This window comes from Micromonospora sp. NBC_01638, from assembly GCF_045209745.1.
Lineage (GTDB): Bacteria > Actinomycetota > Actinomycetes > Mycobacteriales > Micromonosporaceae > Micromonospora.
In genome coordinates this window covers 6,591,405-6,616,336 of the sequence record NZ_CP109273.1, presented here as the reverse complement: position 1 = coordinate 6,616,336, position 24,932 = coordinate 6,591,405, and the positions used below count along the sequence as shown (strand labels likewise).

Below are 24,932 nucleotides of genomic sequence, written 5' to 3'. Positions count from 1 at the left end.
CCGTTCGGGGCCGGGAGGAAACGCCGCTCCCTCCCTTCGATGGGTTGTCGTACGTGGACGGTAAATTGTGAGGCGTGGGTGGGGTGGTGAAGCGGGCGTACAAGTACCGCTTCTACCCGTCTGTTGAGCAGGCTGGGCAGTTGAACCGCACCTTCGGGTGCGTGCGGAAGGTGTACAACCGGGCGTTGGAGGCGCGTACCCGGGCGTGGGTGGTGGACCGTCAGCGCACCACGTACGTGCAGTCCTCGGGGTGGCTGACGGAGTGGAAGCGCACGCAGGAGTTGGCGTTTCTGAACGAGGTGTCGTCGGTGCCGTTGCAGCAAACGTTGCGGCACTTGCAGGCCGGGTTTGCGGCGTTTTGGGACAAGCGGGCCCGGTACCCTCGGTTCAAGTCCAAACGCAAGTCGCGGGCGTCGGCGGAGTACACCCGCTCCGCCTTCCGCTGGCGCGATGGTCAGCTCACTCTGGCCAAGATGAACGGCCCGCTGAACATCGTGTGGTCCCGGCCCCTGCCCGAAGGGGCGCAACCGTCCACGGTCACCGTGTCCCGAGATGCGGCCGGCCGCTGGTTCGTGTCCATCCTGGTCGAGGACCCGACCGTGAAGCCGCTGCCATCTGTCGATGCCGAGGTTGGCGTGGATGCGGGCATCACCAGTCTGCTCACGCTGTCCCGCCCGATCCCCGGAATAAGCGACGAGGAAGGGAAGGTGGCCAATCCGCGTTACGGGCAGGCCGATCGGCGCAAGCTCGCCAAGGCCCAGCGGGACCTGGCCCGCAAACAGAAAGACTCCAACAACCGGGCCAAAACCCGGCTCACGGTGGCCCGTATTCATGCCCGTATCGCCGACCGGCGGCGGGACCACCTGCACAAGCTGACCACCCGACTCGTCCGTGAGAACCAAACGGTCGTGATCGAAGACCTCAGCGTGCGTAACATGCTCCGCAACCGCCGCCTTGCCCGTGTCATCTCCGACGCGGCCTGGTCCCAGTTCCGCGCCATGCTGGAGTACAAGGCCGCCTGGTACGGGCGTGAGGGGATCCCCGTCGACCGGTGGTTGCCGTCGTCCAAGACCTGCTCGGTGTGCGGGCGGATCAACACCACGCTCACCCTCAACGTGCGCACCTGGACGTGCCCGGGTTGCGGGGCAGGGCACGACCGGGACATCAACGCTGCCAAGAACATCCTCGCCGCCGGGCTGGCGGAGAGGTGAAACGCCTGCGGAGCTGATGTAAGACCTCAAGGGAAAATCCTCCCGGAAAGGCAGTCGGCGATGAAACAGGAAACCTCACGGGTGACCGTGAGAATCCCGGCCCCTTCAGGGCCGGGAGGATGTCAAGCTCGGACCGCCTCCGTCAGCCGCTGCCTGGTGAAGCGGCCGAAGTTGTAGTAGGCCGCGCACGCGCCCTCCGAGGAGACCATGCACGTGCCGATGGGGGTCTCCGGCGTGCACGCGGTGCCGAACACCTTGCACTCCCAGGGCTTGAGCACCCCTTTGAGCACCTCGCCGCACTGGCAGGCCTTCGGGTCGGCCACCCGTACCCCGGGCACGTCGAAGAGCCGCTCGGCGTCGTACGCCGCGTACTCGTCCCGCATCCGCAGCGCCGAGTGCGAGATGAAGCCGAGGCCGCGCCACTCGAAGTACGGTCGCAGCTGCATGACCCGGCCGATCGCCTCCAGCGCCCGCAGGTTGCCGTCCCAGGGCACCACCCGGGTGTACTGGTTCTCCACCTCGCAGCGGCCCTCGGCGAGCTGCTTGAGCAGCATGAAGACCGACTGCAGGAGGTCCAGCGGTTCGAACCCGGCACATACGAGCGGCTTGCCGTAGTCGCGGGCGATGAACTCGTACGGTCGGCAGCCGATGACGGTGGAGACGTGCCCGGGCCCGAGGAAGCCGTCGAGTCGCAGGTCCGGTGAGTCGAGGATCGCTTTGATCGCCGGAAGGATGGTGACGTGGTTGCAGAAGACCGAGAAGTTGTCGATCCCCTCGGCTGCCGCCCGCAGCACGGTCACCGCGGTCGACGGTGAGGTGGTCTCGAACCCGATCGCCATGAAGACCACCCGGCGGTCCGGGTTGTTTCGGGCGATCTTCAGCGCGTCCAACGGCGAGTACACCATCCGGATGTCCGCGCCGGCCGCCTTGGCGTCGAGGAACGAGCCGGTGCCACCGGGCACCCGCATCATGTCGCCGAACGCCGTCATGATGACGTCCGGCTCGTGGGCCAGGGCGATGGCGTCGTCGATCCGGCCCATCGGGATCACGCAGACGGGGCATCCCGGCCCGTGCACGAGTGAGACCTGCTCCGGCAGGTAGTCCTCGATCCCGTGCTTGTAGATGGTGTGCGTGTGACCGCCGCAGACCTCCATGAACTTGTACTGCCGTCCCGGTTCGCACAATGCGGCGATCTGGGTGGCCAACGCCTGGGCCTTGTCCGCGTCGCGGTACTCGTCGACGAAACGCATGGAACCACCGCTCCTAGGTGATGTCGGATTCGGCGAGCGCCTGCAGCTCGTCGGTGTACGCCTGCCCGAGGCCGGCCAGCATCGCCAACGTGGCGGCCGCCTCGGTCTCGTCGATCTTCGACATGGCGAACCCGACATGGACGAGCACCCAGTCTCCGATGCCTACCTGATCCTGACCGAGCAGGCCGATGCTGATCGCCCGCCGGACGCCGACGACGTCCACGATGGCGAGGTCGTCGCGGCCGGCCTTGATTTCGACGATCTCGCCGGGGATTCCTAGGCACATCGGCTCGTTCGTCCTTCCCCGGTCACATTCTCTCGATCTTCATGTAGCGCCGTAGCGCGGGAAGTTCCTTCCAGAACAGTCCCACCACGGCGACGCCGGCCACCAACGCCAACAGCTTTCGCACAGCTCACCTCCTTCGGACCACGCCGGCTCAACCCGGCGGCAGGTTCGGCATGATCGGCAGGATCGGGCCGTGCTTCTTGGGCCGGATGCCGGTCGAGCGGCGGGCATCCACCGTCCCGTCATCGTGATGGCCCGACTGCCTCCTTCTCCGCGAGTTGCCCTCCTCGACGCCCTTGGTGTGCGCCGGCGCGTCGAGTTCGACATCGGGATCGCCCACTCGGATCTCGCCCATCACCGTTCCCTCCATCAGTCGTTACCGGACGGCCGACCATGCCGTCGGCCGAGATCGTCGAAGAACTTCGCGATCTCCCGCCACACCGCGCTTCCCCCGGACATGCCCGTCCAGTGCTGCCGGATGAGCGCCACGAGCCGGAAGCAGTCGTCGAGCGGCACCACCCACTGTTGGTCGCCGCCGTGCCGCTGTTGGCCGCCGCCGTGCGGCGTGCCGGTCCACACCAGGAACGCCTCCAACCGTGGCGTCAGCTCGGCCAGCGCGGGTGAGCGTGCCTCGATGGCCCGCCAGGCGCCGGCATGGATCTCCGACTCGGTCGTGCCGAGGGGGCTCGGGTAGTGCCCGAGCACCCGGCCGTCCGGCTGCTTCACGAAGAACACCAGGCCGACCGGCACGCCGAGCTCGTCGGCGGACAGCCCGGTCAACCGCCTGCCCTGGGTGGGGAGGAGCTGGTACCGGCCGCCGCCGGCCGCCTCGCGTTCGAACAGCAGGGAGCACGGGGTGCAGGCGCACATCAGCTCCCCGTCCTGCTCGTCCCACACGTGCCGGTGTTCGGGGCCGACCGGCCCGGCGCACATGCCGCAGCGGTCGACCGTGGCCGCGCGCTGCCCGGCGCGGCGGATCGCCCGCTGCAGCGCGCCCGTGGTCATGTCGCGCCACCCAACGCCAGCGGCCCGGCGGCGCGCGTCGTCGCCGCCTCGGGCCGGTCCGGCCGCTGCCACAGAGCGGTGACCGGGATCAGTGCCGGAGCCGGCGCGGGCGCCACCACGTCGACGGCGGACAGCTCCGGCGCGAACGTCAGCACCTGCTCCCGCACCAGATCCCCCAGGGCCGCGCCGCCACCGCCGCACGACCTGGCGGACAGGCTGATCCGCGCCACCTCGTCCTGAACACCGATCAGCGCGATCTCGGCACCCTGCGCGTGCAGCTGCGGCCGGAGGTCGTCGACCGCCCGCGCCACCCGCCGGTCCAGCGGATCCGGATGGACACGGTGCAACAGCAGCAGGTGCCGCAGCAGCTCGTCGTCGGTGAGCCGGTCGAGCGCGCGGGGGCTGCCGGCGGCGAGGTCGGTGACCCGGGCCAGCGCCTCGCCGTACACCTCGGTCAGCACCTCGACGGCCTCCAGCGCCAGCTCGGCGGTGCGGCCCGGGGTCTGCTCGAGCTGGGCGAGCACGGCGTCCAGGCGGGCCAGCCGCGGCTCGACGGCGGCATCGTCGAGCCGCGGGAGGTCCGGCTGCTCACCCATGCGACGCGCCGAACATCGGCGAGTGGATCTTCTTGAGGGTGCGGCCGCCGCCCACGTACATGTGCACGCCGCAGGGCAGGCAGGGATCGAAGCTGCGCACCGCCCGCATGATGTCGACGCCCTTGAATTTGTCCGGGCCGTTCTCCTCGAAGATCGGCATGTTCTGGATCGCGTCCTCGTACGGCCCTGGAGTGCCGTAGCTGTCGCGGGGACTGCCGTTCCACGGCGTAGGCGGATACGGGTGGTAGTTGGCGATCTTGCGGTCCCTGATCACGAGGTGGTGCGACAGGGTGCCGCGTACGGCCTCGTGGAAGCCGCACCCGATGGCCTCGTCCGGCACGTCGAACTCGGTGAAGACCCGCATGTCCCCGGCGCGCATCCGCTCCATCGCCCGCTCCAGGAAGTACAGCGACATGGCCGCCGCGTACGCGATGAAGTAGGCCCGCGAGCGGTCCCGCTCCAGGGCGTTCGACCACTTCGGAATCTTCCACTCCAGCGTCATCTCGGGCAGGGTCTGGCTCTTCGGGAGCGAGATCAGCACGCTCTGCCCGGTCGACTTGACATACGGGGTGTCGACCATCTTCGCCAGCGCCGTGGTGTACAGCCGGGCGAAGCAGCCGCCACCGGTGTCCAGCGCGAGATGGTCCCCGGTGTTCTTGTCGAACCAGCGGGGGCTCATCACCCAGCTGTACTTGTCGCCGAAGTCGCGCTTGCCGGGATCCGGGAGGGTGGTCTGGTTCCACGGGTGGCGGATGTCGACCGGATTGCCGAGCGGGTCGTATTTGACGAAAGGTTCCTCCTCGCCCACCCAGTCCTTGTAGTAGGAGCTGCCGAGCAGGATGCGGATGCCGAGGTTGATGTCGACCAGGTCCGTGGTGAGCAGCTTGCCGTCGACGACGATGCCGGGCGAGACGTGCATCGCCCGTCCCCAGTTCGTCATGGTCTCGTACCGGTAGTCGACAACATCGGGGTTCTGGAATGCGCCCCAGCAGCCGAGCAGGACCCGGCGCCGGCCGACCTCCTCGTAGCCGGGCAGCGCCTCGTACCAGAAGTCGAAGATGTCGTCGTTCAGGGCGACGGCCTTCTTCACGAAGTCCAGGATGCTGATCAGCCGGCTCAGGTAGTCGGTGAACAGCGACGGCTGCGGCATGGTGCCGACGCCGCCGGGGTAGACCGTCGACGGGTGGACGTGCCGGCCCTCCATGAGGCAGAACATCTCCCGGGTCGTCCGGCTGACCTTCAGCGCCTCCTTGTAGACCTCGCCCTCGAACGGGTTGTAGGCCCGCATGATGTCGGCGATCGTCCGGTAACCGTGGATGTCCCGGCCGGGCGCGGCGGTCTTCTCCGCCAGGGCGAGCACACTCGGGTTGGTCTGCTTGACCATCGCCTCGCAGAAGTCGACGAAGACCAGGTTGTCCTGGAAGAGGGTGTGGTCGAACATGTACTCGGCGGCTTCGCCGAGGTTGATGATCCACTCGGCCAGAGGCGGGGTCTTGATGCCGTACGCCATGTTCTGCGCGTACACGGAGCAGGTCGTGTGGTTGTCGCCGCAGATGCCGCAGATCCGGCTGGTGATGAAGCCGGCGTCCCGCGGGTCCTTCCCCTTCATGAACACCGAGTAGCCGCGGAACAGCGACGACGTGGTGTGGCATTCGGCGACCACCCGATTCGTGAAGTCGATCTTGGTGTAGACGCCGAGGTTGCCGATGATCCGGGTGATCGGATCCCACGCCATCTCCACCAGCTCGCTGGATTCCTGGCCAACGGCCGGCTTCGGACTCGTCGCGGTCACGGCTTGTTCCTTTCCATTGCCGCCTGCCGACGGGGATCTGCTGGAGCGTATGGGCGCCACCGGGGGTTGTAGCCGCTGGTGAGCTCAGGACCGTTGTGGTGCCACTTCGGTTCCTTGTTCGCGGTCACGTTGGTGATGCTGCGCAGGCGGCGGATCAGGGCGCCGTACGGCTTGATCATCAGCGTGGAGAGGCTGCCACCGGGAGGCATGTCCATGAACGGCATGAACTTGTCGGGGAAGCCCGGCATGGTGCAGCCGATGCAGATGCCGCCGACGTTGGGACAGCCACCCACGCCGCCCATCCAGCCGCGCTTCGGGACGTTGCAGTTGATGACCGGCCCCCAGCAGCCGATCTTCACCTGGCACTTGGGCGAGTTGTAGTCCTTGGCGAAGTCGGCCTGCTCGTAGTAGGCGGCCCGGTCGCAGCCCTCGTGCACGGTCTTGCCGAACAGCCACTGCGGCCGCAGCATGTGGTCCAGCGGCGGAGGCGGTGCCGAGCCGGCGGCGTGGTAGAGCACCCAGGTCAGGGTCTCCATGAAATTCTCCGGCTGGATCGGGCAGCCGGGCACGTTGACGATCGGCAGGCCGCCCTGCGACCGGAAGTCCCACCCGAGATAGTCGGCCAGGCCCATGCAGCCGGTCGGGTTGCCCGCCATGGCGTGGATGCCGCCGTACGTCGCGCAGGTGCCGGCGGCGACGACCGCCCACGCCTTCGGCGCCAACTGGTCGATCCACCAGTTCACGGTCAGCGGCTCGCCGGTGGTCTCGTCGTTGCCGAACGACGTCCAGTATCCGTCGCCGTTGATGTTCTCGTTCGGGACCGAACCCTCGATGACGAGGATGAACGGCTCGCGCATCTCCCCACGGGCCGCTTTCCGGTACGGCGCCAGAAACTCCTCGCCGCCGGCGGTCGGCGACAACACCTTGTTGTGCAGGTTGACCTTCGGCAGACCGGGAATGAGCCCGAGCACGACGTCCTCGATCGCCGGCTGACCGGAGGCCGTCATCGACACGGTATCTCCGTCACAACTCATGCCCTCGGAGATCCACAGAATGGTGACCTCGTCGAACCCGTTCTCCTGCGGAATCACCGCGGTGTCGTCGCCCGTGCCCTGCGTCATGTGGGTGGCCTCCCTTGCATCCGATCCCGCAGCCGGTCGTAGATGGCCGCCACCGGCACCGCGAGGGCCAGCGCCGGCGGCTTGTCCGGCGCGTGCGGGTGCGGGCGCGTCGGGGCCCGCTGCTTGCCGTGGTCAATCTCCTGGCCCAGCTCGCGGAGGGCCTGCTCGTCGGCCCGGGCGCTCAGCTGCGGCATGAGCTCGTTCTCGTCGTCCTGCACATGCCGGGCGACGGCGGACGCCAGCCGCTCCATCAGCTCGTCCTGCGCGTGATCACCGGTCCGGCTGCGGTCCAGCTCAAGGAGCAACTCCTTGATCGGCCGGTGCCCGGAGAGGTGCCGGTCGACCTGGCCGTCAGCCAGGACCTTCGCGGCGAACGGGTAGAAGAGAACTTCCTCCAGTGCGGCGTGCTTCGACAGCTCGCGAATGAGGATCTCCACGACGCCGCGGCGCTGCGCGTCCGATTCCGCTGCCCGATAGTCCCGAAACAGCTGTTCCACCACGCGGTGGTCGTGCCGGAGCAACTCCGTGGCGTCCATCAGACCGCCCCCCGTCCGGCGCTGTCCACCGTGATCGATTCCAGTACGACGTCGTCGCTGCCGGTGACGTCGATGTCGACGCCCCCGCACTGGGGGCAGGACACCATCGCGAGGTGGTCGTCGACCGGCCCGCTGCGGCCGCAGCCGTTGCAGGCCACCGTCATCGGTTCGAGCACCAGGTCGACGGCGGTGTCCGCGGCGACCGTGCCGGCCGCGGCCAGCTGTATGCCCTGCGTGACGACGTCGCGGTCGACCGGATGGCCACCGATGCGCACCCGCAGCCCGGTGACCCGGCGGCCGGCGGCCCGCCGTACCGCCGCCGCCACGATCGCCTCTGACAGACCCGTTTCATGCATGCGTGCTCACCCCCCGTTCGCTGCCGTCTGCGGGCGTGCCTGGTGCAGGCCCCTCGCCGCGCCCCAGCCGCGCGGCTTCCTCCCGTAAAATGCCCGTCACCGTCCGGACCGCCTCGTCGACTGCGGCAGCCACCGGAGCCGACAGCTCCATGCGCTCGTCGAGGACCGCGGGACGGCAACCCACCACGAGGACCCGGTCGACGCTCCCGCCCAGGCCGCGCAGCAGGCGCAGCACCGACTCGGGATCCATGCCGTGCGCGTCGGCGGCGGGCGCGTCCAGCACGTCGGCCGGCCGTAGCGTCCAGCCCGGATCGTCGAGGTCCACCTGGAGTACGGCCAACGTCCCGGGCGGTTCGTTCATCGGCAACGCGTCCACCAGGACCAGCACGTCGTGGCGGCCGTCCAGCAAATCGTAGGCCAGGTGCATCCCCCGGATGCCGTAATCGGACACATCCACCCCTGGTGGGAGGACCGCGTCCCTCAGCCGCCGGACGACCTCGACGCCGAACGCGTCGTCGCCGAGGAAGATGTTGCCGATGCCGGCGACCAGGATCCGCCCGCCGCCGGGGCTGCTCACGGCGCCGCTCACGGGGTCGCCACCTCTCCGGTCAACGGTTCGACCTCCTCGGGACGGAAGTGGCGCAGGCGCCCGTACCACTGGTGCAGCTCCGCGCCCGGGTCGTCGTCCACCGTCACGGCCAGGAATCGTGACCCGTCCACGTCGAGCAGCACCTGCTCCACACGGGCGGTACGACCCTCCAGGAACATGTCGTGGGCGTCCGTGCCCCGCCGGCGGGGCCGTAACCGGACCCGGCTGCCCCGCGCCAGCAGAGCGCCCGCGACCAGCACCGTCTCGGTCTTCGGTGCGATCCCGTCATCGGCGCCGGGCTCCCACCACGGCTGTTCCGGGTCGGGGGCGGCATCGCCACCCCGGCGTACGGGCGCCAGGGCCCGGATGGCGCCGTGCAACCGTTCGAACACCGCAGGCGGCATGGCCTCGACCCGGTCGACGATCGCGGCGGCCCGGGGATCGGTGGCCCGCGCCTCGCGCTTCTCGGCGTCGGAGAGCGTGAGCGTCCGCAACGAGAGGATCTCGTCGATCTCGGCCGCGTCGTGCAGGTCACCCGGGCTCTCCGGCGCGATCTGCGGGTGGTCGTAGAGGATGATGGGCGACGAGAGCAGCACGTCGGCGCTGCCAGTTTCGCCGGCGAGCACCGGGAACGTGTGCACGTTGCGGCACTCCCGGGCTGCGCACTGGGCCCACTCTGGCGGGTCGAGCAGGGACAGGAACCGCCCCCGGCTGACCGTGGCCAGCGTGTGGGCCGCCAGCAGGCAGTGGCGCAACATCTCGTCCCGTGGGCTGTCCGGCGGGATGGTCCCGTCCGTGTTCTCGACGCGGATCGCGAGCCGCAGCAGGGGGAACGGCGCTTCGGCCGGGGCGGCGGAGACGGTGACCGACGCGCACAACGGCCAGCGCCGGCGCACCACCCGCCCGACCGGCTCGCCCCGGTCGTCGACCAGCGGCTCGACGTCCTCCCCACCCGGCACCCGGACGTCCAGCCGGCGGCCCCGCCGCAGGTCACCCACCGACGCCTCGATGTCGAACTCCCGCGGCACCGCCTCGTCGAAGCTGAGCTCCGTGCGGCCACCGACCTCGATCCGGTCGACCGGCCGGTACCCGCCGGCCGTCCGCTGCTCGGTCAGCTTGCGTTGCAGGTGCAGGAACCGCAGCCGGATCCGGACGGTTGCCAGGTCTGGCGCTTCCAGCAGGCACTCGGTCTGCTGCCACGGCGACTCCGCGGAGCCGGCCACGCCGCTGTCGACCAGGCCGTGCGCCGCCGCCCAGATCGGGGGCACCAGGACCCCGAACTGCCAGCGGACCCGGTTCTTGCCCGATGAGCGCCGATAGGGATAGAGCAGATAGCCCTCGTACAGGATCGCGTCCGCGACCGCCTCGGCGCGGTCGATCCGGGAACTGGGGCGATCGGTCGGCACGGTGCTCAACCCCCTTCAGGGCCTGCTCGAAACCCGCTGCGGCAAGCGGTCACCCTGGTCTAACCCGTCCCAGCAGGCGGCCGTAAGTGCGTGCCGCCGGTAGGTGCCGAGCGCACTCACCGGACCAGGTGACCCGGCGGCAGACATCGAGATCAGCGGCTACCAGCAATCCGCGGAGCGGTGATCGCGCACGTGCGGAGGGAATACCAGCTTCAGATGGCGTGTCAGACGCGAGCTCGCCTGCCCAACCTGCTGATCCGCTGCCCACCTATGGGCAGCGGACGGTTGGTGAGCCCGCGTTACCGGGTGTCGTCAGTGGAGCGACCCGCGACCTGTGCGGTTCTGGCTGGCTGAGCGTGCTCGCCGAGCTGAAGAACCGTGGCGTCGCGGGTCAGGCTGGAAACACCAACTTGTTCCATGCTCCCTCACGATTCGCCTGAACAGCTCTCGTAAGTTTCCATAGGCTTGCTCTGGGACGTACCGCCGATGGGCCTTGAAAGGGAATCGTGTCATGAGCGACGACCAGGTCACCCGTAACCTGAAGAGCATGGACGAACTCGACTTCAAGGGGTGGAACCCGGCGGACTGGAACGGAGTGTTCGCTCGCTACCACACGGATGATGTGCTCGTGGACTTGAAAGGGCAACCGCAGACTCACGGCGCCCAGGAGCACATCGACGCCATGGAGGCGTTCGCCGAGAGCACCGGGGGCAGGCCGGTCCAGATCAAGTCGCACCCCATCGGTTTCGGGTCGGGAGAGTGGACCTGCGTGGTGGGCGAGTTCGAAGACGGCAGCCGGATGGTGACAGTAGCGAAATGGCGCGACGGCGCCATCGCTGAGGAATACATCTGGATGTAGCCGGATCGTCGTCGTAGACGGCCAGGTCAGTTCTGGCCCTTCTGCTTCGGATCGATCAGCACCTTGGCGTGTTCGCTCTTGCCCGTGTCGAGTTCCTCAAGGACGTCCCTCAGCGACGACAGACCGAAGGTGCCCGTGTGTAGTGGTGCCACGTCGACGCGACCCGCGGCGATGGCACGCATGGCGCCGACGAAGTCCTCGTGGTGGTAGGCGAGGGAGCCAATCACCGTCAGCTCGCGGCTCTGCCAGTCGCCGTAGCTGACGCTCGAGTTTTCCAACGGATAGCCGAGCAACGCGAGCGTGCCGCCCCGCCGTACCAGTTCCGCCGACGGCTGGAACAGCGAGGGAACGCCCGTGCACTCATAGACCACGTCGGCACCCATGCCTCGCGTGAGGTCGTCCAGCGCGGGCCAGAGCTCCGCGGGCTCGACCACCTGGGTGAAGCCGAGCCTGGCGGCCAGCGCACGCCGGGCCGGTGAGGGCTCAGAGATGATCATCGGCCCGGCTCCAGCATTGCGCGCGTTCTGGGCGGTCAGCAGACCGATCGGGCCGGCACCTTGGACGACAGTGGTCACGCCGTACTCCGCCGCCACACGCCGCACCGCGTGGAAGGTGACCGCGGTCGGCTCCACGAGCGCTGCCTCCACATCCGAGAGGCCCTCCGGGACCGGGATCACCCGCCGCACCGAGACCTGTACCTGGGTGGCAAAGGCTCCGTACGCCGGCGCGTCGGCGTCGACCCCGTTGGCCTCGGCGAAAACCGTGTCGCAGTTGCTGGTGTGGCCGGCGACGCACTGGAGGCAGTGGCCGCACGCCGGCCCCACGCCGCCCACCACCCGCTGGCCGACCCGCAGCCCCTGCACCCCGTCACCCACGGCTGAGATAGAGCCGGTCCATTCGTGGCCGAACACCGCCGGTGGCAGCATGTGGCCATCGGTGTAGCCGTGGACATCCGTGCCGCAGATGCCGGTGTAGGTGATGTCCACCAAGACGTGGCCGGGGCGCGGCCCAGTGGTGGTGACGGCACCCTCGCGAAGCTCGCGTGGACCGGCGACTGCAAGATAACGATCGGTGGTCACCATGGAGGCTCCTTCTGACAGCATGATCGCGGGCGCGGCGCCGAGTAGGTGCTTGCCGTCAGGTCGCGCACAACCCTAGATGTTCGAGCCGTCGGGCGGCAGATCGTCGGGCGGCTGTGGGGATCCGCCTTCGCCAGCTGCGTCGGGGCAGGGAAGCCCGAGCGTGTAGGCCGTCATCGACAACGATCCGTAGGCGTAGCCGTGCACGAGGACGTCGGTGTCCGGTGCGTCGGCGGTCGCGGCCAGACCGGCGAGGTAGAGCGCGGGAATGAAGTGATCCGGTGTCGGCACCGCGTGGCGGAAGTCGCGGTGGGCGTCGAGCGTCGCGAACTCGCCCGGATTGGTCAACATGCGGGTTTTGGCGTCCTCGTCGAAGCGCTGGGCCCAGTCGTAGCCGTCGTCGGTCAGCTTCCAGTCCATGCCGCGTAGGTTGTGCACGACGTTGCCGCTGGCGATGATGAGCACTCCGCGCTGTCTCAGTGGAGCGAGTTTGGCGCCGAGCTGGAAATGGTAGTCCAAGGGCTTGTCGGCGTTGATGCTGAGCTGTACGACCGGGACCGAGGCGTCAGGGAAAGCGTGCGTCAAGACAGACCAGGTGCCGTGGTCAATGCCCCAGCTGTCGAGGTCGGTACCGACCCAGGTCGGGTGAACTGCGTCGCTGATCTCCGTAACCAGCTCGGGCAGCCCCGGCGCGGGGTACTGCACCTCGAACAACGCCTGTGGGAAGCCGTAGAAGTCGTGGATGGTCCGCGGCCGGGGCATCGCGGTGACGGCGGTGGCGTTGGTGTACCAATGCGCGCTGATGACCAGGATGACACGGGGCCGAGGCACCGCGGCGCCGAAGGCCTTCCACGAGGTGGTGTATCGGTTGACCTCGAGAGCGTTCATGGGGTTGCCATGGCCGATGAACGCGGCGGGCATCAGTGCAGCTGAGCCGTCGGGGGTGTCTGCGTTCACGTCGGGCCCTTCCCGAGTTGCCGTCGGAGCGTCACCTGAAGTGTCGGTAGATCTTCAGAGTAGACCCCTGACGGCCGGTCGACAGCGAACTCCGGATCGGCGACGACCTCGTCGAGGGCCCCGTCGTAGGTGAGGTCGGTGCTCGGCATCGAATCCGTGGCCTGGTTGCCCGACGGCACCCGTTTCGAGGCGGGACGGCCACTCCACCGGGCTACCCCACCGCGGTCGCCCTGTCCGCCGCCGCGAGAAAGTCGTCCACCAGGTCGGCGGTGTCCTCGATGCCGGTGGAGACGCGCACCAGCCCGTCCCCTATGCCGGTGGCGGCCAACTGCTCGGCGTCCACGATGCCCGCCCACATCGACCGGGGGTGCACCACCAGCGTGCTGACGCTGCCCAGGCTGGCCGCTCGTGTGGCCAGCCGCAGCCCGGTCAGCAGCGCGGCGGCACCCGCCCGGCCCGCCCTCAGGTCGACGCTGAACACCCCGCCGAAGCCGGTCATCTGTCGGCCCGCCAGCGCGTGCTGCGGGTGCGACGGCAGCCCCGGGTAGCGGACCCGGGCCACCGCCGGGTGCTCCTCCAGGGCGCGGGCCAGGGCGAGGGCGTTGGCGTTGTGCCGCTCGACCCGAAGCGGCAGCGTACGGATGCCGCGCAGCAGCAGCCACGCGTCCACCGGGCCGAGGGTGCTGCCGGTGACGATGGCCGTCTGCCACACCCGCTCGACCAGCTCGGCGGAGCCGACGACCACCCCGGCCGACACGTCGGAGTGACCGCCGAGGAACTTGGTGCCGCTGTGCCAGACCAGGTCCGCCCCGGCAGCCATCGGACGCTGGTTGATCGGCGTGGCGAAGGTGTTGTCGACCACCACCAGCGCGCCGGCCGCATGGGCCAGCTCCACCACGGCTGTCAGGTCGGTCAGCTCCAGCAGCGGATTGCTCGGCGTCTCCACCAGCACGAGGCGGGTCCGCGGCTGGAACGCCCGTTCGAACGCCACGGTGTCGGTCTGGTCGACCTGGGTGTACGACACCCCGAACCGTGGCAGCAGTCCGGTGGCGAGCGAGGTGGTGCCACCGTACGTGCTGCGCTGCACCACCACGTGGTCGCCGGCGGAGAGCAGGGCCAGTGCGACGGTGCTGATCGCGCCCATCCCGGAGGCGGTGACCAGGCCCGTCTCCGCGCCTTCCAGCTCGGCGACGACGGCTGCCACCTGGGCGTGGTTCGGGTTGCCGTAGCGCGTGTAGAAGCCACTGCCCCGCGTCTCGGTGGCGATCGCGGTGAACTGCTCGTCGGATTCGGCGCTGAAGGTCACGCTCTGCATGATCGGCGGCGCCACCGCTCCACCGGGGATCAGTCCGTCGTCGGCGTGCACGGCGCTGGTGCTGAAACCGGTCACTGTCGCTCCTTTTGGACCATTCGGTCCACCAGGCTACCGTAACTGCCCAGCGTCACGAACTCGGGCAGCGTGAGGTCGCTGCCGTGGCGCTGCCGCAGCACGGTGACCAGGCGCAACGCGCGCAGCGAGTCCCCGCCGGCGGCCGACCAGCCGGTCGCCGGATCACCCGGTGCGACCCCGAGCACCTCCTGCCAGGCCGCCGCCACCCGGGTCGCCCACCGCGCCCGCGCGTCGCCGTCGGCCGCCTGTCCGCCGGTGGATACGGCGGGCAGCGGCGCGTCCGGGTCGGCCGCGAGCAGCCGGCGGAAGCCGTCGGCGAAGGTGTCCACCCGGTCCGCGGTGACGTTGCGGTGGTCGTACTGGAGGGTGAGGGCCAGGCGGCCGCTGTCCGGGTCCAGTTCGGCGTCGACGGCGAGGCTGAACGCCACGTCTACGGTGACGCCCCGACTGTCCACGATGCGGGTTCCGCCGCCGGCCGGTCCGTTCGGGAAGTGGGTCCAGTTGAAGAAGTGGTCGAAGCGCGGCCCGGCCCCTCCGGCGCGGACGATCTCAGCGAGCGGGAAGCGATGGTGCCCCATCATGTCCCGTTCGACCCGCCACACCTCGGCCGCCAGCTCGGCCGGCGAGCGGGTGCCCAGCTTCACGCTGACCGGCAGGGTGTTGAGAAACAGCCCGAGGGTGGCGTCGCTGCCCTCTCCCTCTGGCCGGCCGCCGACCACCAGTCCGCTGATCACGTCGTCCCGACCGGCGAGCTCGCCGACCATTCGCAGGTGGATGGCGAGCAGCCAGGACTTGACTGGCACCCCGGCGGCCCGCGCCGCCTCGGTGACCACGTCGGTGGTGCCCGCTCTCAGCGGCACCTGTTGGGTGGTGGTGGTCCGTGGGTCCGCCCCACCGAGCAGCAGCGGCGGCGCCGCGCCCGGGCCGTCCAGCCAGAACCGGCGGGTGGCCTCCTCGGCCCGAGCGCGTCGCTCGGCGGCCACGTACTCCCGAAACGGCAGGCCGGGGCGGGCCTGGTGCGTCGTGCCGGCCCGCTCCCGGTCGTACGCGGCGAGCAGGTCGGTGCGGAACAGGTGCAGACTCCAGCCGTCGAGGATGGCGTGGTGCTCGGCGATGATCAGAGTGAAGGCGTCGGCGTCCTCCCGGACGGCGTGCAGACGCAGCAGCGGGGGACGGGCCCAGTCGAAGGGGCGTACCCGTTCGGCCGCGACGAGCTCGTCGATCCGGGCCCGGCGGGTCTGCGGGTCGGCGCCGGCCAGGTCCGTCACCGGCATCTCGACCGGCACGTCGGCGTGCACGAGTTGCAACGGCTCGGAGTACGCGCCCAGTGCGAACCCGGTCCGCAGGACCGGGTGGGCGGCCACCAGACCGGCCAGCGCGCGCCGCAGGGCGGGCTCGTCCAGCGGCGCGGCGATCCGGTGCGCGGTGACGTTGTGGTACATCGCCGGGTCGCCGGTCAGCTCACAGTGGTAGACCATGCCCTGCTGGAGGGTGGTCATCGGGTACGCGTCGGCGAGCCCGGCGGGCAGCAGTGCCCGGTCGGCGTCGGCCACCAGCGTGCAGCGTCCGGCCGGTTCCACCGCCACCGTCGCGCCGACCGCGTCGGTGGCGCCGAAGGTGATCTGACCGTGCGTGACCAGCTCGCGGATCGTCTGGTACGTGAAGATGTCGCCGAGCCGGAAGGACAGCCCGCGCTTGTTCGCCGCGACCTGCATCTGAATGCTGCGGATGGAGTCGCCGCCGAGCGCGAAGAACGAGTCGGTCACGCCGACGGCCGCCGCTCCCAGAACTTCCCGCCACGCCTCGACCAGGATCTCCTCGGCCCGGTCCGCGGGCGCGACCGCCGTGCCGGCATGCGGCCGGTCGAGGCGGGGCGCGGGCAGCGCCGCCCGGTCGAGCTTGCCGTTGACAGTCAGCGGCAGCTCGTCGAGGAGCACCACCGCGGCCGGCACCAGGTGGGCTGGGAGCCGGTCGGCGAGCCAGCCGGTGAGCCGCTCGTCGAGGGGCCCGGCCGCCGGTCCGGCCGGGACGACCACGGCGGGGCGCGGATCGGCCGCGTACTCGGGCCGTACGGCGTGCAGGGTGTGTCGGTCGGTGCCGGCCAGCAGGTCGTCCTGCCGGGTCACCACGTCGAAGCCCCGCGCCTCGAAGAGGGCGACCAACTCGGCCAGCCTGCCCTCGGTGTCGGTGCCGGCCGCGTCGTGCACCTCCATGGCGACCTGAGCGACCAGCGGCCAGTGTCGATCCTCCAGCCCGGCGAGCACGTCCGCCTCGGCGCGCTGCACGTCGATCTTCAGCAGGTCGATCCGCGCCGGGGCGATCTCGTCAAGGACAGCCGACAGCGGCCGGACCGGCACAGTGAGCTCCCGACCGGCGAAGCGGTCCGCGAGCAGTTCGTCGACCCGGTCGAGCAGCACGTCGCGCGCGTCCGCGCCGGCGTCCCGCTCGTTGGCGAGGAACCGTTTGATCACCGCCACCTCGGCGTCCGGATCGGCGTACGCGGCGTGGCCCGACATCATCGAGTAGCCCGGGTAGTAGGTGAAGGAAACGTCCCGCGCCGCCCGGGACAGCCCAACCCCGTGCACGGTGGCCGGTACGCCGAACTCGGCGACGTTGCGGCGCAGCACGTCCGCCACCGACGGCACCGGCTCGAACGCGTGGATCGTCGCGTCCGGGCAGACCGAGTGCACGAACAGCGAGAACATGCCGATGTTCGCGCCCACGTCGAGCACGGTGGCCCCGGGCCGCAGCACGATCCCGTCGCGCAGGTAGACCTGCTGGACGAAGATCTCGTCGTACAGGTAGCGGGTTTCGTGTGGGTTGACCCCCGCGACGCGGTCGACGTCGACCGGCGGGCCGCCCGGCCGCACGTAGGCGACGAGCCGAGCACCCTGTCCGTCGTCGTCGCGGGCCACCACGGCGGCGTCGGCGACCTCCGGGTGCTCGCGCAGGGCCGCGGCCACCTCGCCGGGCTCCACCCGGAATCCGCGGATCTTCACCTGGTCGTCCAGTCGGCCCAGGTAGCGCAGCCGCCGGTCGGCGTCGAAGCGGACCCGGTCGCCGGTGCGGTACACCCGCTCGGTGCGCCCGGACGGCAGCGCCACGGACACGAACCGCCGCGCGGTGGCCTCCGGGTCGCCCCGGTATCCGTCGGCGAGCTGGGGTCCGCTGACGCAGAGCTCCCCGGCCACGCCCGGGGGCACCGGCCGTAGCTGCTCGTCGAGCACCCACACGGCGACGCCGGGCAGCGGCCGGCCGATGGTCGGGGCGTCCCCGGCACGCACCTGCGCGGCGCTCGTGTCCACGGTGCACTCCGTCGGGCCGTACAGGTTGACCGCGCGGACGCCGGGCAGCGCCGCCACCGTCTCCCACAGGTCCGCCGCGATCGCCTCCCCGCCGAGCAGCAGCAGGCCGGGCAGCCGGGTGTCGCCCGCCCCGGCGAGCAGGATGCGCAGTTGGGAGGGGGTCAGGTCGAGCACGTCGACGTCATGTTCGGCCAGCGTGGCGGCCAGCACGGCCCCGTCCCGGCGGGCCTGTTCGGGCACCAGATAGAGGCTGCGGTTGTGGCCGAGCTGCACAAGCTGCTTCACCGCGGCGTCGAAGGTGAGCGGGGCGTTCACCGCCACGCGCAGGCCGGGGCGGCTGTCCGCGTACACGACTCGCTCCAGGGCGTCGGCCAGGTGCGCGGCAGCACCGTGCGACACCTGTACCGGGCGGGGCTCGCCGGTGGAGCCGGAGGTGAAGATGACGTACGCCGGGTCGCTCGGAGCCGGCACCGCGGCGGGCGGTCGGTCGCCGGCCGCGACGAGGTCGTCGACTGTCACGGTCGCCGGGCCGCCATCGCCAACGACGATCTCCGCGCCGACCGCGCGGGCCTGGGCGGCGAGCCGGGACGCCGGGGCTTCCGGGTCCAGCGGAACGAAGATCGCCCCGGCGCGCAGCACGCCGAGGAACGCCACGACCGTGTCCCGCGACCGGGCGGCCAGCACCCCGACCGGGGTGCCCGACCGGCCGCGCGTGGCCAGCGCGCCGGCCACCCGCGCGGCCCGCTCCCGCAGCTCACCGACCGTGTACGCGCCGTCCGCGTCGACCACCGCCACGGCCTGCTGGTCCATTCCCGCGAGGCCCGCGTCGAAAAGGTCGACGAGGGTACGCGTCGGCGTCTCCGACGGCGCCCCCGCCGCGTCGGCCAGCCAGCGGGCCTCGGCGTCGCCGAGCACGGCCGGCGCGGCGGCGGTGGTGAGCGCGGCGGGCAGGGTCCGCAGGGTCGCCAGCACCGCGTCGAGCAGCCACTGGCCGCCGACCACGGCCAGGGTGATCCGGTCGCCGTCGGTCAGTGCGGTCAGTTGCGGACCGGCCGCTGCCGGTGGGGTGGCGACCTCCACGACGACGCCAGCGAGTCCGGCCACCGTGGCCGGGGCGGCGGTGGGCGGCGCCGCGAAGCCGGCGACCGCCTCGGACTGCTCGTCCACCGGGTCGACCAGGTGGAACGTGTCGTCGGCGGTGGTCTCGGCGGCGTGGACGAGGGCCAGCAGTTCGGCGGGTGCGGCGGGCAGCGGCAGGGCCAACCGGAGCGGGCCGTAGCCGCCCAGCGGGCCCACCACCTCGGCCGTCCCGGCGGCCTGGCGCCCGTCGCTCCACCGGGCCAGCACCAGGTCCACCTCGTCGGCGCCCTCCGGCCCCTCGGCCCGGCGGGACACCGCGAGCGCCCACGCGGCCAGCAGCACGGTGGACGGCTCGACGCCGGCGGCCCGCGCCACGTCGGTCAGCTCGGCGGCCGACACGGTCGCGGAGACCACGGTGCTCGGGTCGCCCCCGTGCGGGGTGACCAGCCGCGCGGCCGGCGCGGTAGGTGTGCCGGCGGCCGGCGCCTGCTCACGCTCCTCAAGCTGCCACTCGGCGACGTCGAGGAACTGCAGTGCCTCCGGGTCCTCCGGCAGAGCCTCGCCGGCGTACGCCCGGGCAAGGTCGGCGAGGATCAGGCGCAGGCTGGCCGGGTCGGCGATCAGCGGTGTGGCGGTCAGCTCCAGGGCATCGTCGGTGAGGGTGACCGACAGCTCGCCCTGCGCGCCGAGGGTGACGGTGCGGCTGTCGTCGACGTCCTGCATCGGCACCCGCAGGCCCGGGTGGTGCACCAGGGTCAGGCGCAGCGCTTCGTGCCGGGCCACCACCGCGTCCAGGGCGGTCTGCAGCCGGGCCCGGTCCAGCGGGCGGTCGAGCCGCACCCGCGCCCGGACCAGATCCTGCTTCCCGGACCAGGCGAGTCGCTGGACGGGGGACAGACGGTAGCCGTTCACAGGACGCTCCGGTTGATGTAGAGGTCGGACATGGCGACCAGGATCTGCCGGTCGCCGCTGAAGGGTTCGCGACCGTGGGTCGCCAGGAAGTTGTCCACCACCAGCACGTCGCCGCGCTGCCAGGGAACCGACACCGCGTGTTCCCGATACAGGTCGCGGAGCCCGGTGACCAGCTCGTCGGGGATCGGTGCACCGTCGCCGAAGTACGCGTTGCGGGGCAGCCCTTCCGGGCCGTACTCGCGTCTCAGCGCGCCGGACACCTCCGCCGGCATGTTCGACACGTGGAACAGGTGGGCGTGGTTGAACCACACCGTCTCCCCGGTACGCGGGTGCGTGGCGACCGCCTGCCGCCGGGCCCGGGTCCGTAGCCCGTCGGCACCGAGCCAGGTGAACTCGGTCGCCGACGCGGCGCAGTACGCCTCCACCTCGGCCCGGTCGGTGGTCTGGAACGCCTCCTGCCAGGGCAGGTCCAGGTGCGGGCCGTAGTTGCGCACGTAGCAGACCCCGGAGCGGAGAAACCGTTCCCGCAGGTCGGCGGGGATCAGCGGGGTGATGACCCGTTCGCTGGTCAGCGGGGTGGCCCCGCCGCTGCCGGTGGCTGGTTGCGCGCACCAGAAGTAGAGGTAGCTGGGCCAGTTGTGCGAGTACGACATTTCGTGGTGCAGCGGGATCCACTGCTCGGCGTTGAACTCGGTGGAGGTGAACACCCGGTCGGCGACCTCGTGCCGGGGTGCGGCCCGTTCCAGGTAGCCGAGCAGGTCCGGGCTGACCGCCCGGGCGGCCTGGCTGAAGTCGTCGGGGGTGCGCACCTCGAAGCCGCGGAAGAACACCGCCCCGTAGCGGTCCAGATCCCGCAGCAGGTCCGCGCGCCTGCCGGCGAGCCATTCGGCCAGGTCGAGGTCGGGCACGGCGGCCTCGACGAGCAGCACGAACTCCTCGTCCACGAGCACCCGGCGGGACACCGGCGAGCTGACCGTGCCGGTGCCGCGCCGACGCGCCGGCCCGCTCATGCCCTGTCCCCGTGTGGCACCGCGCCGGATCGGACCGCCTCGGTCAGCTCGGGCGCGGCGACCGGGTCGGACATCGCGGTGAGGATCCGCCGGGGCGGGGTGAACGGCTCCCGGGCATGTGCGGTGAGCATGTTCTCCACCAGCAGCACGTCGCCGCGCTGCCAGTCGAAGGATCGGGTCTCGGCGGCGTACGCGGCCCGCAGCTCGGCCAGCACCTCGTCTTCGATGGGCGTGCCGTCGCCGTACGCGGTCTGGTAGGGCAGGTCCTCCTCGTCGAGGGCGGCCCGTAGGCCGGCGCTGACGTCGTCGGGCAGGGAGGTGACGTGGAAGAACAGCGCATGGTTGAACCAGGTCCGCTCGCCGGTGACCGGGTGGCGACGTACCGCCGGGCGGACCTGCCGGGTCCGCAGCTGCCGGTCACCGATCCACTCCACGTCGACCAGCGCGCGGGCGCAGTACGCCTCGACGTTCTCGCGTCGCTCGGTCTGGAACGCGGTCTGCCAGGTCAGGCTGATACCGGGCAGGTAGTTGCGCCGGTAGAGCACCCCGCGCCGCTCGAATGCGGCAACGGTCTCCGGGCGGAGCCGGGCGAGCACCCGGCGGCTGTCCGCGAGGGGCGTACGCCCGTCTGCGGCCGGCGCCACCTCGCAGTGGAACACGATGCGCAGCGGCCAGTTCACCGTGTACGACTGCTCGTTGTGCAGCACGATCGGCTGGTCGGCGGGGTGCTCGGTGGACGTGTACACCCCCTCGGTGACCTGGCTGCGCGGTGAGGAGCGTTCGCCGTAGCTGAGAACGTCGTCGGAGAGCGCGGCCATCACGGTGCGGAAGTCGTCGGCACCGGCCACGGCGAAGCCTCGGAACAGCACGGCCCCGTGCCGGCGGGCCAGCTCGTCGACCTCGTCGCGGTGCCCGGCCAGCCAGCCGGCCAGATCCACGTCGGGCATGGTGGCCCGGACCAGCGCCGGCAGTGGGCCGCCGGGCCAGTCGGGGCGGACGTCCACCAGGTTTCGTTCACGGCCGCGACGGGGAATGGTCCGCGCGACCCGGGTCTGCTCAGTCATCTCACGCTCCCAGGGTGTCGACGCAGTCGGCGAGACTGCGCCGGGGGTCGGCGGCGGCGGTACGCAGCAGCGCCGTGAACCGGCGGTGCCACGCGACCACCCCGTCGTGGTCGAACAGGTCGGTGCGGTACGTCCACAGCGCCGCCAGCCCGTCCCGCCGTTCGTCGAGCCAGAGGGTCAGGTCGAGCCGGGCGGTGTCCGGGGTCAGCTCCACGCCGGTGAACTCGACGCCGGCCGCGCAGCGGTGCCGGGCCGGCGGGGCGTTCTGCACGCCGAAGGCGACCTGCACCAACGGGGTGCGGTACGGCCGGCGGGTGGGCCGCAGCCGTTCCACCAGCAGGTCGAAGGGAACGTCCTGGTGGGCCGCGGCGAACAGGGTGACCCGGCGGGCCTCGGCGAGCAGGTCGGCGAAGCAGCGCTCAGGTGCGGGGCGCAGCCGCAGCGGCACGGTGTTGACGTGGCAGCCGACGCTCTGTTCGGCGGCGACGCTGGTCCGGCCGGCGAAGGCCACACCGATCAGCAGGTCGTGCCGGCCGGTGGCCGCGCCGAGCAGGGTCGCGAAGGCGGCCAGCCCGACCATGTGCAGGCTGACCCGTTCGGCCCGGGCCAGCTCGCGTACCGCGTCGGCGGTGGCGGGGTCCACGGTGGTCCGCAGCGCGGCACCGGACCGTGCGGTGGACGGCGGTCGGCCCGGCCCGGCCTCGGCCGCGCGGTGGTCGAGCCGGTCCGGTGGGGCGGCGGGCAGGTCGAGCAGGTCGGGTGCGCCGCGCAGCTCGTCGAGCAGGTCGGCCAGCGCCCGCCGCCCCGCCGGCCCGGCCAGCCAGTCCCGCTGGGCCAAGGCGAACGCCGCCGGGCCGGCCGCCGAGGGCTCCGGCGCCGCCGCGCCGTCCCCTTCAATCTCGTACGCCCGGGCCAGCTCCCGCACGATCAGGCCGAACGACCAGTCGTCGCAGACGATGTGGTGCACGACCAGCAGCAGCGCCACCGCAGGGCCGGTGTCGTCCGGCACCAGGTGGGCGCGGAGCAACGGCCCGGTGGCCAGGTCCATGGGGGCCCGGGTGGCCTCGGCGGTGAGCCGGGTGAGCCGCTCGTCGAGCGGCGTGCCCGGTTCGGGCGGCGCGACGACCGGCGGCGGTCCGGTGGTGGGGCGGACATGCTGCACCGGTCCGTCCGGCCCGGACGGAAACACCGTGCGCAGGGCCGGATGCCGGTCGACCACCCGACGCAGCGCCCGGGCCAGCCGGTCGGGGTCCAACGGCGCGTCGAACCGCACCGCGAAGGCCAGCAGATAGGAGGTGTCCGCCGGGTCGAGCCGGTGCAGGAACCACAGCCGGGTCTGCGCGGCCAAGAGCGGAGCAGGGCCGGCCGGCGCCGGGCCGACCGGCTCCCCGACCGGCGTCGGCTCGGCGGTCAGCCCGTCGAGGTGCGCCGCCAACGCGGCGACGGTCGGGTGCGCGAAGAGGTCTCCCGGTCGGACCGGCCGCCCGGTCGCGGCGGCCAGCCGAATGGCGCAGCGGACCGCGAGCAGAGAGTCGCCGCCGAGGGTGAGGAAGTCGCTGTCGGCGGCGGTGACCGGCACGCCGAGTACCTCGCGCCAGACCGCCGCCACCGCGCCGACCGTCCCGTCGAGCGCCCCGGCGTCAGGCCCGGCGTGCGCGCCGAGGGTGGGGGAGGGCAGCGCCGACCGGTTTACCTTGCCGTTGGGCAGGGTGGGCAGCCGGTCCAGCCAGATCACGGCCGCGGGGACCAGTGGCGCGGGCAGCACCCCGGCCAGCCGGGCCCGGACGTCGTCGCGCCGCTCGCCGACCAGGTAGCCGACCAGCAGCGGATCCCCGCTCGGCCCGTCCCGCACGGCGGCGGTCGCCTCGCGTACGCCGGGCAGGGCGGCGAGGCGGGCGGAGACCTCACCCAGCTCGATCCGGTAGCCCCGCAGCTTCACCTGGTCGTCGAGTCGACCCAGGTACGTCAACTGCCCGTCCGGGCGCAGCCGGACCCGGTCGCCGGTGCGGTACATCCGCTCGCCGGGGCGGAACGGGTCGGGCCGGAACCGGGCCCGGGTCTCCTCGGGACGGTTGAGATAGCCCCGGGCCAGGCCCGCCCCGGCCAGGTGCAGCTCGCCCGGATCACCCGGCCGGACCGGCCGGCCGTCGGGGTCGAGAACGTACGCCCGGGTCTGCGGCAGCGGCCGACCGATCGGTGGGTCCCCGCTGTCCGGCGGCACCTCCGCCCAGGTGGAGTAGGTGGTGTCCTCGGACGGGCCGTAGAGGTTGCAGAGCCGGCGTACGTGCGGACGCGCCCACACCCGGGCGGCCAGCGCGGCGGTGAGCGGCTCGCCGGCCAGGCAGACCGTCCGCACACTCGCCGGCAGGGCACCGGCGGTGAGCAGTTCCCCCATCGCGGAGGGCACGGTGTTGACCAGGGTGACGGGCAGCCGGTCCGCGCCGGGGGCGGCGAGGGCCAGCACGTCGTCGACGAGCAGCACCCGGCCGCCCCAGCAGAGCGGGCCGAAGATCTCGAAGACGGACAGGTCGAAGCAGACGGAGGTGGCGGCGAGCAGGCCCCCGAGTTCGGCGTCGTCGAAGGTCTGCCGGGTCCAGTGCAGGAGCACCGACGCCGAGCGGTGTTCGATGGCCACGCCCTTGGGTTGCCCGGTGGAGCCGGAGGTGTAGATGACGTACGCCAGATCCGTCGGCGTCGTCGGCACCGCCGGGTCGGTGCCGTCGCCGACGAGGTCCAGTCGGTCGATCGGGACGGCCCGGTCGGGGAACCGGTCGGCGAGGCCCGCGTGGGTCAGCACCAGCCGCGCCCCGGAGTCGACGGTCATGAAGGCAACCCGGGCAGGCGGGTACGCCGGGTCCAGCGGGACGTAACAGGCACCGGCCTTGAGCACGGCCAGCAGGGCGACCACCAGTTCGGGCGTTCGCGGCAGGCAGACGCCGACGCGTTCCTCCCGGGTCACTCCGCGTGTGAGCAGCACCCGGGCCAGCCGGTTGGCCGCCTCGTCGAGCTCACGGTACGACCACGCGCGGTCGCCATGCCGTACCGCCTCGGCCTCCGGGGTCCGGGCGGCCTGTGCGGCAACCATCCGGTGCAGACAATCCACTTCGGTGGACCCACCGGCGGCGCGT

The 24,932-nt window shown here is 71.4% G+C and carries 22 protein-coding genes; 2 read left to right on the top strand and 20 right to left on the bottom strand.

Translation table 11 applies throughout. The features are described from left to right. Positions 1-74: 74 nt before the first annotated feature. Positions 75-1,211, top strand: a complete 1,137-nt coding sequence (locus OG811_RS30735; RefSeq protein ID WP_406070741.1) for an RNA-guided endonuclease InsQ/TnpB family protein — start codon at positions 75-77, stop codon at positions 1,209-1,211. A gap of 122 nt (positions 1,212-1,333) precedes the next feature. On the opposite strand, the gene hypD is transcribed toward OG811_RS30735, so the two are convergent. The 12 genes from hypD to OG811_RS30675 are packed head-to-tail and all read right to left on the bottom strand — an operon-like array spanning position 1,334 to position 10,148. Next, complete coding sequence (hypD, locus tag OG811_RS30730) at positions 1,334-2,461, bottom strand: hydrogenase formation protein HypD (RefSeq protein ID WP_406070739.1); 1,128 nt, start codon at positions 2,459-2,461, stop codon at positions 1,334-1,336. A 13-nt stretch (positions 2,462-2,474) separates the two neighbouring features. Next, on the bottom strand, positions 2,475-2,747 hold the full coding sequence (locus tag OG811_RS30725) for a HypC/HybG/HupF family hydrogenase formation chaperone (RefSeq protein ID WP_354973770.1): 273 nt from the start codon (positions 2,745-2,747) through the stop codon (positions 2,475-2,477). 22 nt (positions 2,748-2,769) lie between these two features. Further along, positions 2,770-2,871: a DUF6893 family small protein gene (locus OG811_RS30720; RefSeq protein WP_405431469.1), complete on the bottom strand. Its 102-nt coding sequence runs from the start codon at positions 2,869-2,871 to the stop codon at positions 2,770-2,772. Positions 2,872-2,898: 27 nt separating this feature from the next. Further along, entirely contained in the window at positions 2,899-3,102 is a 204-nt protein-coding gene (locus OG811_RS30715) for a hypothetical protein (RefSeq protein ID WP_302764264.1), read from the bottom strand. 14 nt (positions 3,103-3,116) lie between these two features. Continuing rightward, the gene (locus OG811_RS30710; protein ID WP_406070737.1) at positions 3,117-3,752 is read right to left on the bottom strand and encodes a DUF5947 family protein; all 636 of its coding nucleotides are present in this window, start codon (positions 3,750-3,752) and stop codon (positions 3,117-3,119) included. Then, complete coding sequence (locus tag OG811_RS30705; protein WP_405431473.1) at positions 3,749-4,348, bottom strand: hypothetical protein; 600 nt, start codon at positions 4,346-4,348, stop codon at positions 3,749-3,751. Before OG811_RS30705 ends, OG811_RS30710 begins: the two co-directional genes overlap by 4 nt. Beyond that, the gene (locus OG811_RS30700) at positions 4,341-6,140 is read right to left on the bottom strand and encodes a nickel-dependent hydrogenase large subunit (RefSeq protein WP_406070735.1); all 1,800 of its coding nucleotides are present in this window, start codon (positions 6,138-6,140) and stop codon (positions 4,341-4,343) included. Before OG811_RS30700 ends, OG811_RS30705 begins: the two co-directional genes overlap by 8 nt. Beyond that, positions 6,137-7,261, bottom strand: a complete 1,125-nt coding sequence (locus OG811_RS30695) for a hydrogenase expression protein HypE (protein WP_406070733.1) — start codon at positions 7,259-7,261, stop codon at positions 6,137-6,139. The genes OG811_RS30700 and OG811_RS30695 overlap by 4 nt, the downstream gene beginning before the upstream one ends. Beyond that, positions 7,258-7,797, bottom strand: coding sequence for a hemerythrin domain-containing protein (locus tag OG811_RS30690; RefSeq protein ID WP_406070732.1), 540 nt, complete (start codon positions 7,795-7,797; stop codon positions 7,258-7,260). The genes OG811_RS30695 and OG811_RS30690 overlap by 4 nt, the downstream gene beginning before the upstream one ends. Next, positions 7,797-8,153: a hydrogenase/urease maturation nickel metallochaperone HypA gene (locus OG811_RS30685; RefSeq protein ID WP_406070730.1), complete on the bottom strand. Its 357-nt coding sequence runs from the start codon at positions 8,151-8,153 to the stop codon at positions 7,797-7,799. Before OG811_RS30685 ends, OG811_RS30690 begins: the two co-directional genes overlap by 1 nt. Continuing rightward, positions 8,146-8,742 carry a hydrogenase maturation protease gene (locus tag OG811_RS30680; protein ID WP_406070728.1) on the bottom strand — a complete coding sequence of 199 codons (597 nt, stop codon included), beginning with the start codon at positions 8,740-8,742 and terminating at the stop codon, positions 8,146-8,148. The genes OG811_RS30685 and OG811_RS30680 overlap by 8 nt, the downstream gene beginning before the upstream one ends. Then, on the bottom strand, positions 8,739-10,148 hold the full coding sequence (locus tag OG811_RS30675; RefSeq protein ID WP_406070727.1) for a hypothetical protein: 1,410 nt from the start codon (positions 10,146-10,148) through the stop codon (positions 8,739-8,741). The genes OG811_RS30680 and OG811_RS30675 overlap by 4 nt, the downstream gene beginning before the upstream one ends. Before the next feature lie 511 nt (positions 10,149-10,659). Between OG811_RS30675 and OG811_RS30670 the strand changes: the two genes are divergently transcribed. Beyond that, the gene (locus OG811_RS30670) at positions 10,660-11,007 is read left to right on the top strand and encodes a hypothetical protein (protein WP_406070726.1); all 348 of its coding nucleotides are present in this window, start codon (positions 10,660-10,662) and stop codon (positions 11,005-11,007) included. Between the two features lie 26 nt (positions 11,008-11,033). On the opposite strand, the gene OG811_RS30665 is transcribed toward OG811_RS30670, so the two are convergent. The 8 genes from OG811_RS30665 to OG811_RS30630 all read right to left on the bottom strand — a co-directional run bounded on the left by OG811_RS30665 (position 11,034) and on the right by OG811_RS30630 (position 24,889). After that, positions 11,034-12,089, bottom strand: coding sequence for a zinc-binding dehydrogenase (locus OG811_RS30665; protein WP_406070725.1), 1,056 nt, complete (start codon positions 12,087-12,089; stop codon positions 11,034-11,036). 72 nt (positions 12,090-12,161) lie between these two features. After that, positions 12,162-13,043 (bottom strand): 4,5-DOPA dioxygenase extradiol, encoded by an 882-nt coding sequence (gene ygiD / locus OG811_RS30660; protein WP_406070723.1) that lies wholly within the window; start codon positions 13,041-13,043, stop codon positions 12,162-12,164. Beyond that, a complete protein-coding gene (locus OG811_RS30655; RefSeq protein WP_406070722.1) occupies positions 13,040-13,192 on the bottom strand; it encodes a hypothetical protein in 153 nt (50 codons plus the stop codon). Before OG811_RS30655 ends, ygiD begins: the two co-directional genes overlap by 4 nt. A 62-nt stretch (positions 13,193-13,254) precedes the next feature. Beyond that, positions 13,255-14,433, bottom strand: a complete 1,179-nt coding sequence (locus OG811_RS30650; protein ID WP_406070720.1) for a trans-sulfuration enzyme family protein — start codon at positions 14,431-14,433, stop codon at positions 13,255-13,257. Then, positions 14,430-19,730 carry an amino acid adenylation domain-containing protein gene (locus OG811_RS30645; protein ID WP_406070718.1) on the bottom strand — a complete coding sequence of 1,767 codons (5,301 nt, stop codon included), beginning with the start codon at positions 19,728-19,730 and terminating at the stop codon, positions 14,430-14,432. The genes OG811_RS30650 and OG811_RS30645 overlap by 4 nt, the downstream gene beginning before the upstream one ends. Next, complete coding sequence (locus OG811_RS30640; protein ID WP_406070716.1) at positions 19,727-20,740, bottom strand: TauD/TfdA family dioxygenase; 1,014 nt, start codon at positions 20,738-20,740, stop codon at positions 19,727-19,729. The genes OG811_RS30645 and OG811_RS30640 overlap by 4 nt, the downstream gene beginning before the upstream one ends. Beyond that, positions 20,737-21,804: a TauD/TfdA family dioxygenase gene (locus tag OG811_RS30635; protein ID WP_406070714.1), complete on the bottom strand. Its 1,068-nt coding sequence runs from the start codon at positions 21,802-21,804 to the stop codon at positions 20,737-20,739. Before OG811_RS30635 ends, OG811_RS30640 begins: the two co-directional genes overlap by 4 nt. Position 21,805: 1 nt before the next feature. Next, positions 21,806-24,889, bottom strand: coding sequence for an amino acid adenylation domain-containing protein (locus OG811_RS30630; RefSeq protein WP_406070712.1), 3,084 nt, complete (start codon positions 24,887-24,889; stop codon positions 21,806-21,808). Positions 24,890-24,932 lie beyond the last annotated feature (43 nt).

Excerpts from the sequence above, each read along its gene's own strand:
- OG811_RS30655 (WP_406070722.1), bottom strand. The coding sequence starts at position 13,192 with ATGCCGAGCACCGACCTCACCTACGACGGGGCCCTCGACGAGGTCGTC.
- OG811_RS30690 (WP_406070732.1), bottom strand. The coding sequence starts at position 7,797 with ATGGACGCCACGGAGTTGCTCCGGCACGACCACCGCGTGGTGGAACAG.
- OG811_RS30670 (WP_406070726.1), top strand. The coding sequence starts at position 10,660 with ATGAGCGACGACCAGGTCACCCGTAACCTGAAGAGCATGGACGAACTC.
- OG811_RS30715 (WP_302764264.1), bottom strand. The coding sequence starts at position 3,102 with ATGGGCGAGATCCGAGTGGGCGATCCCGATGTCGAACTCGACGCGCCG.
- OG811_RS30695 (WP_406070733.1), bottom strand. The coding sequence starts at position 7,261 with ATGACGCAGGGCACGGGCGACGACACCGCGGTGATTCCGCAGGAGAAC.
- OG811_RS30635 (WP_406070714.1), bottom strand. The coding sequence starts at position 21,804 with ATGACTGAGCAGACCCGGGTCGCGCGGACCATTCCCCGTCGCGGCCGT.
- OG811_RS30665 (WP_406070725.1), bottom strand. The coding sequence starts at position 12,089 with ATGGTGACCACCGATCGTTATCTTGCAGTCGCCGGTCCACGCGAGCTT.
- OG811_RS30630 (WP_406070712.1), bottom strand. The coding sequence starts at position 24,889 with ATGGTTGCCGCACAGGCCGCCCGGACCCCGGAGGCCGAGGCGGTACGG.
- OG811_RS30685 (WP_406070730.1), bottom strand. The coding sequence starts at position 8,153 with ATGCATGAAACGGGTCTGTCAGAGGCGATCGTGGCGGCGGCGGTACGG.
- OG811_RS30705 (WP_405431473.1), bottom strand. The coding sequence starts at position 4,348 with ATGGGTGAGCAGCCGGACCTCCCGCGGCTCGACGATGCCGCCGTCGAG.
- OG811_RS30640 (WP_406070716.1), bottom strand. The coding sequence starts at position 20,740 with ATGAGCGGGCCGGCGCGTCGGCGCGGCACCGGCACGGTCAGCTCGCCG.
- OG811_RS30725 (WP_354973770.1), bottom strand. The coding sequence starts at position 2,747 with ATGTGCCTAGGAATCCCCGGCGAGATCGTCGAAATCAAGGCCGGCCGC.
- hypD (WP_406070739.1), bottom strand. The coding sequence starts at position 2,461 with ATGCGTTTCGTCGACGAGTACCGCGACGCGGACAAGGCCCAGGCGTTG.
- OG811_RS30710 (WP_406070737.1), bottom strand. The coding sequence starts at position 3,752 with ATGACCACGGGCGCGCTGCAGCGGGCGATCCGCCGCGCCGGGCAGCGC.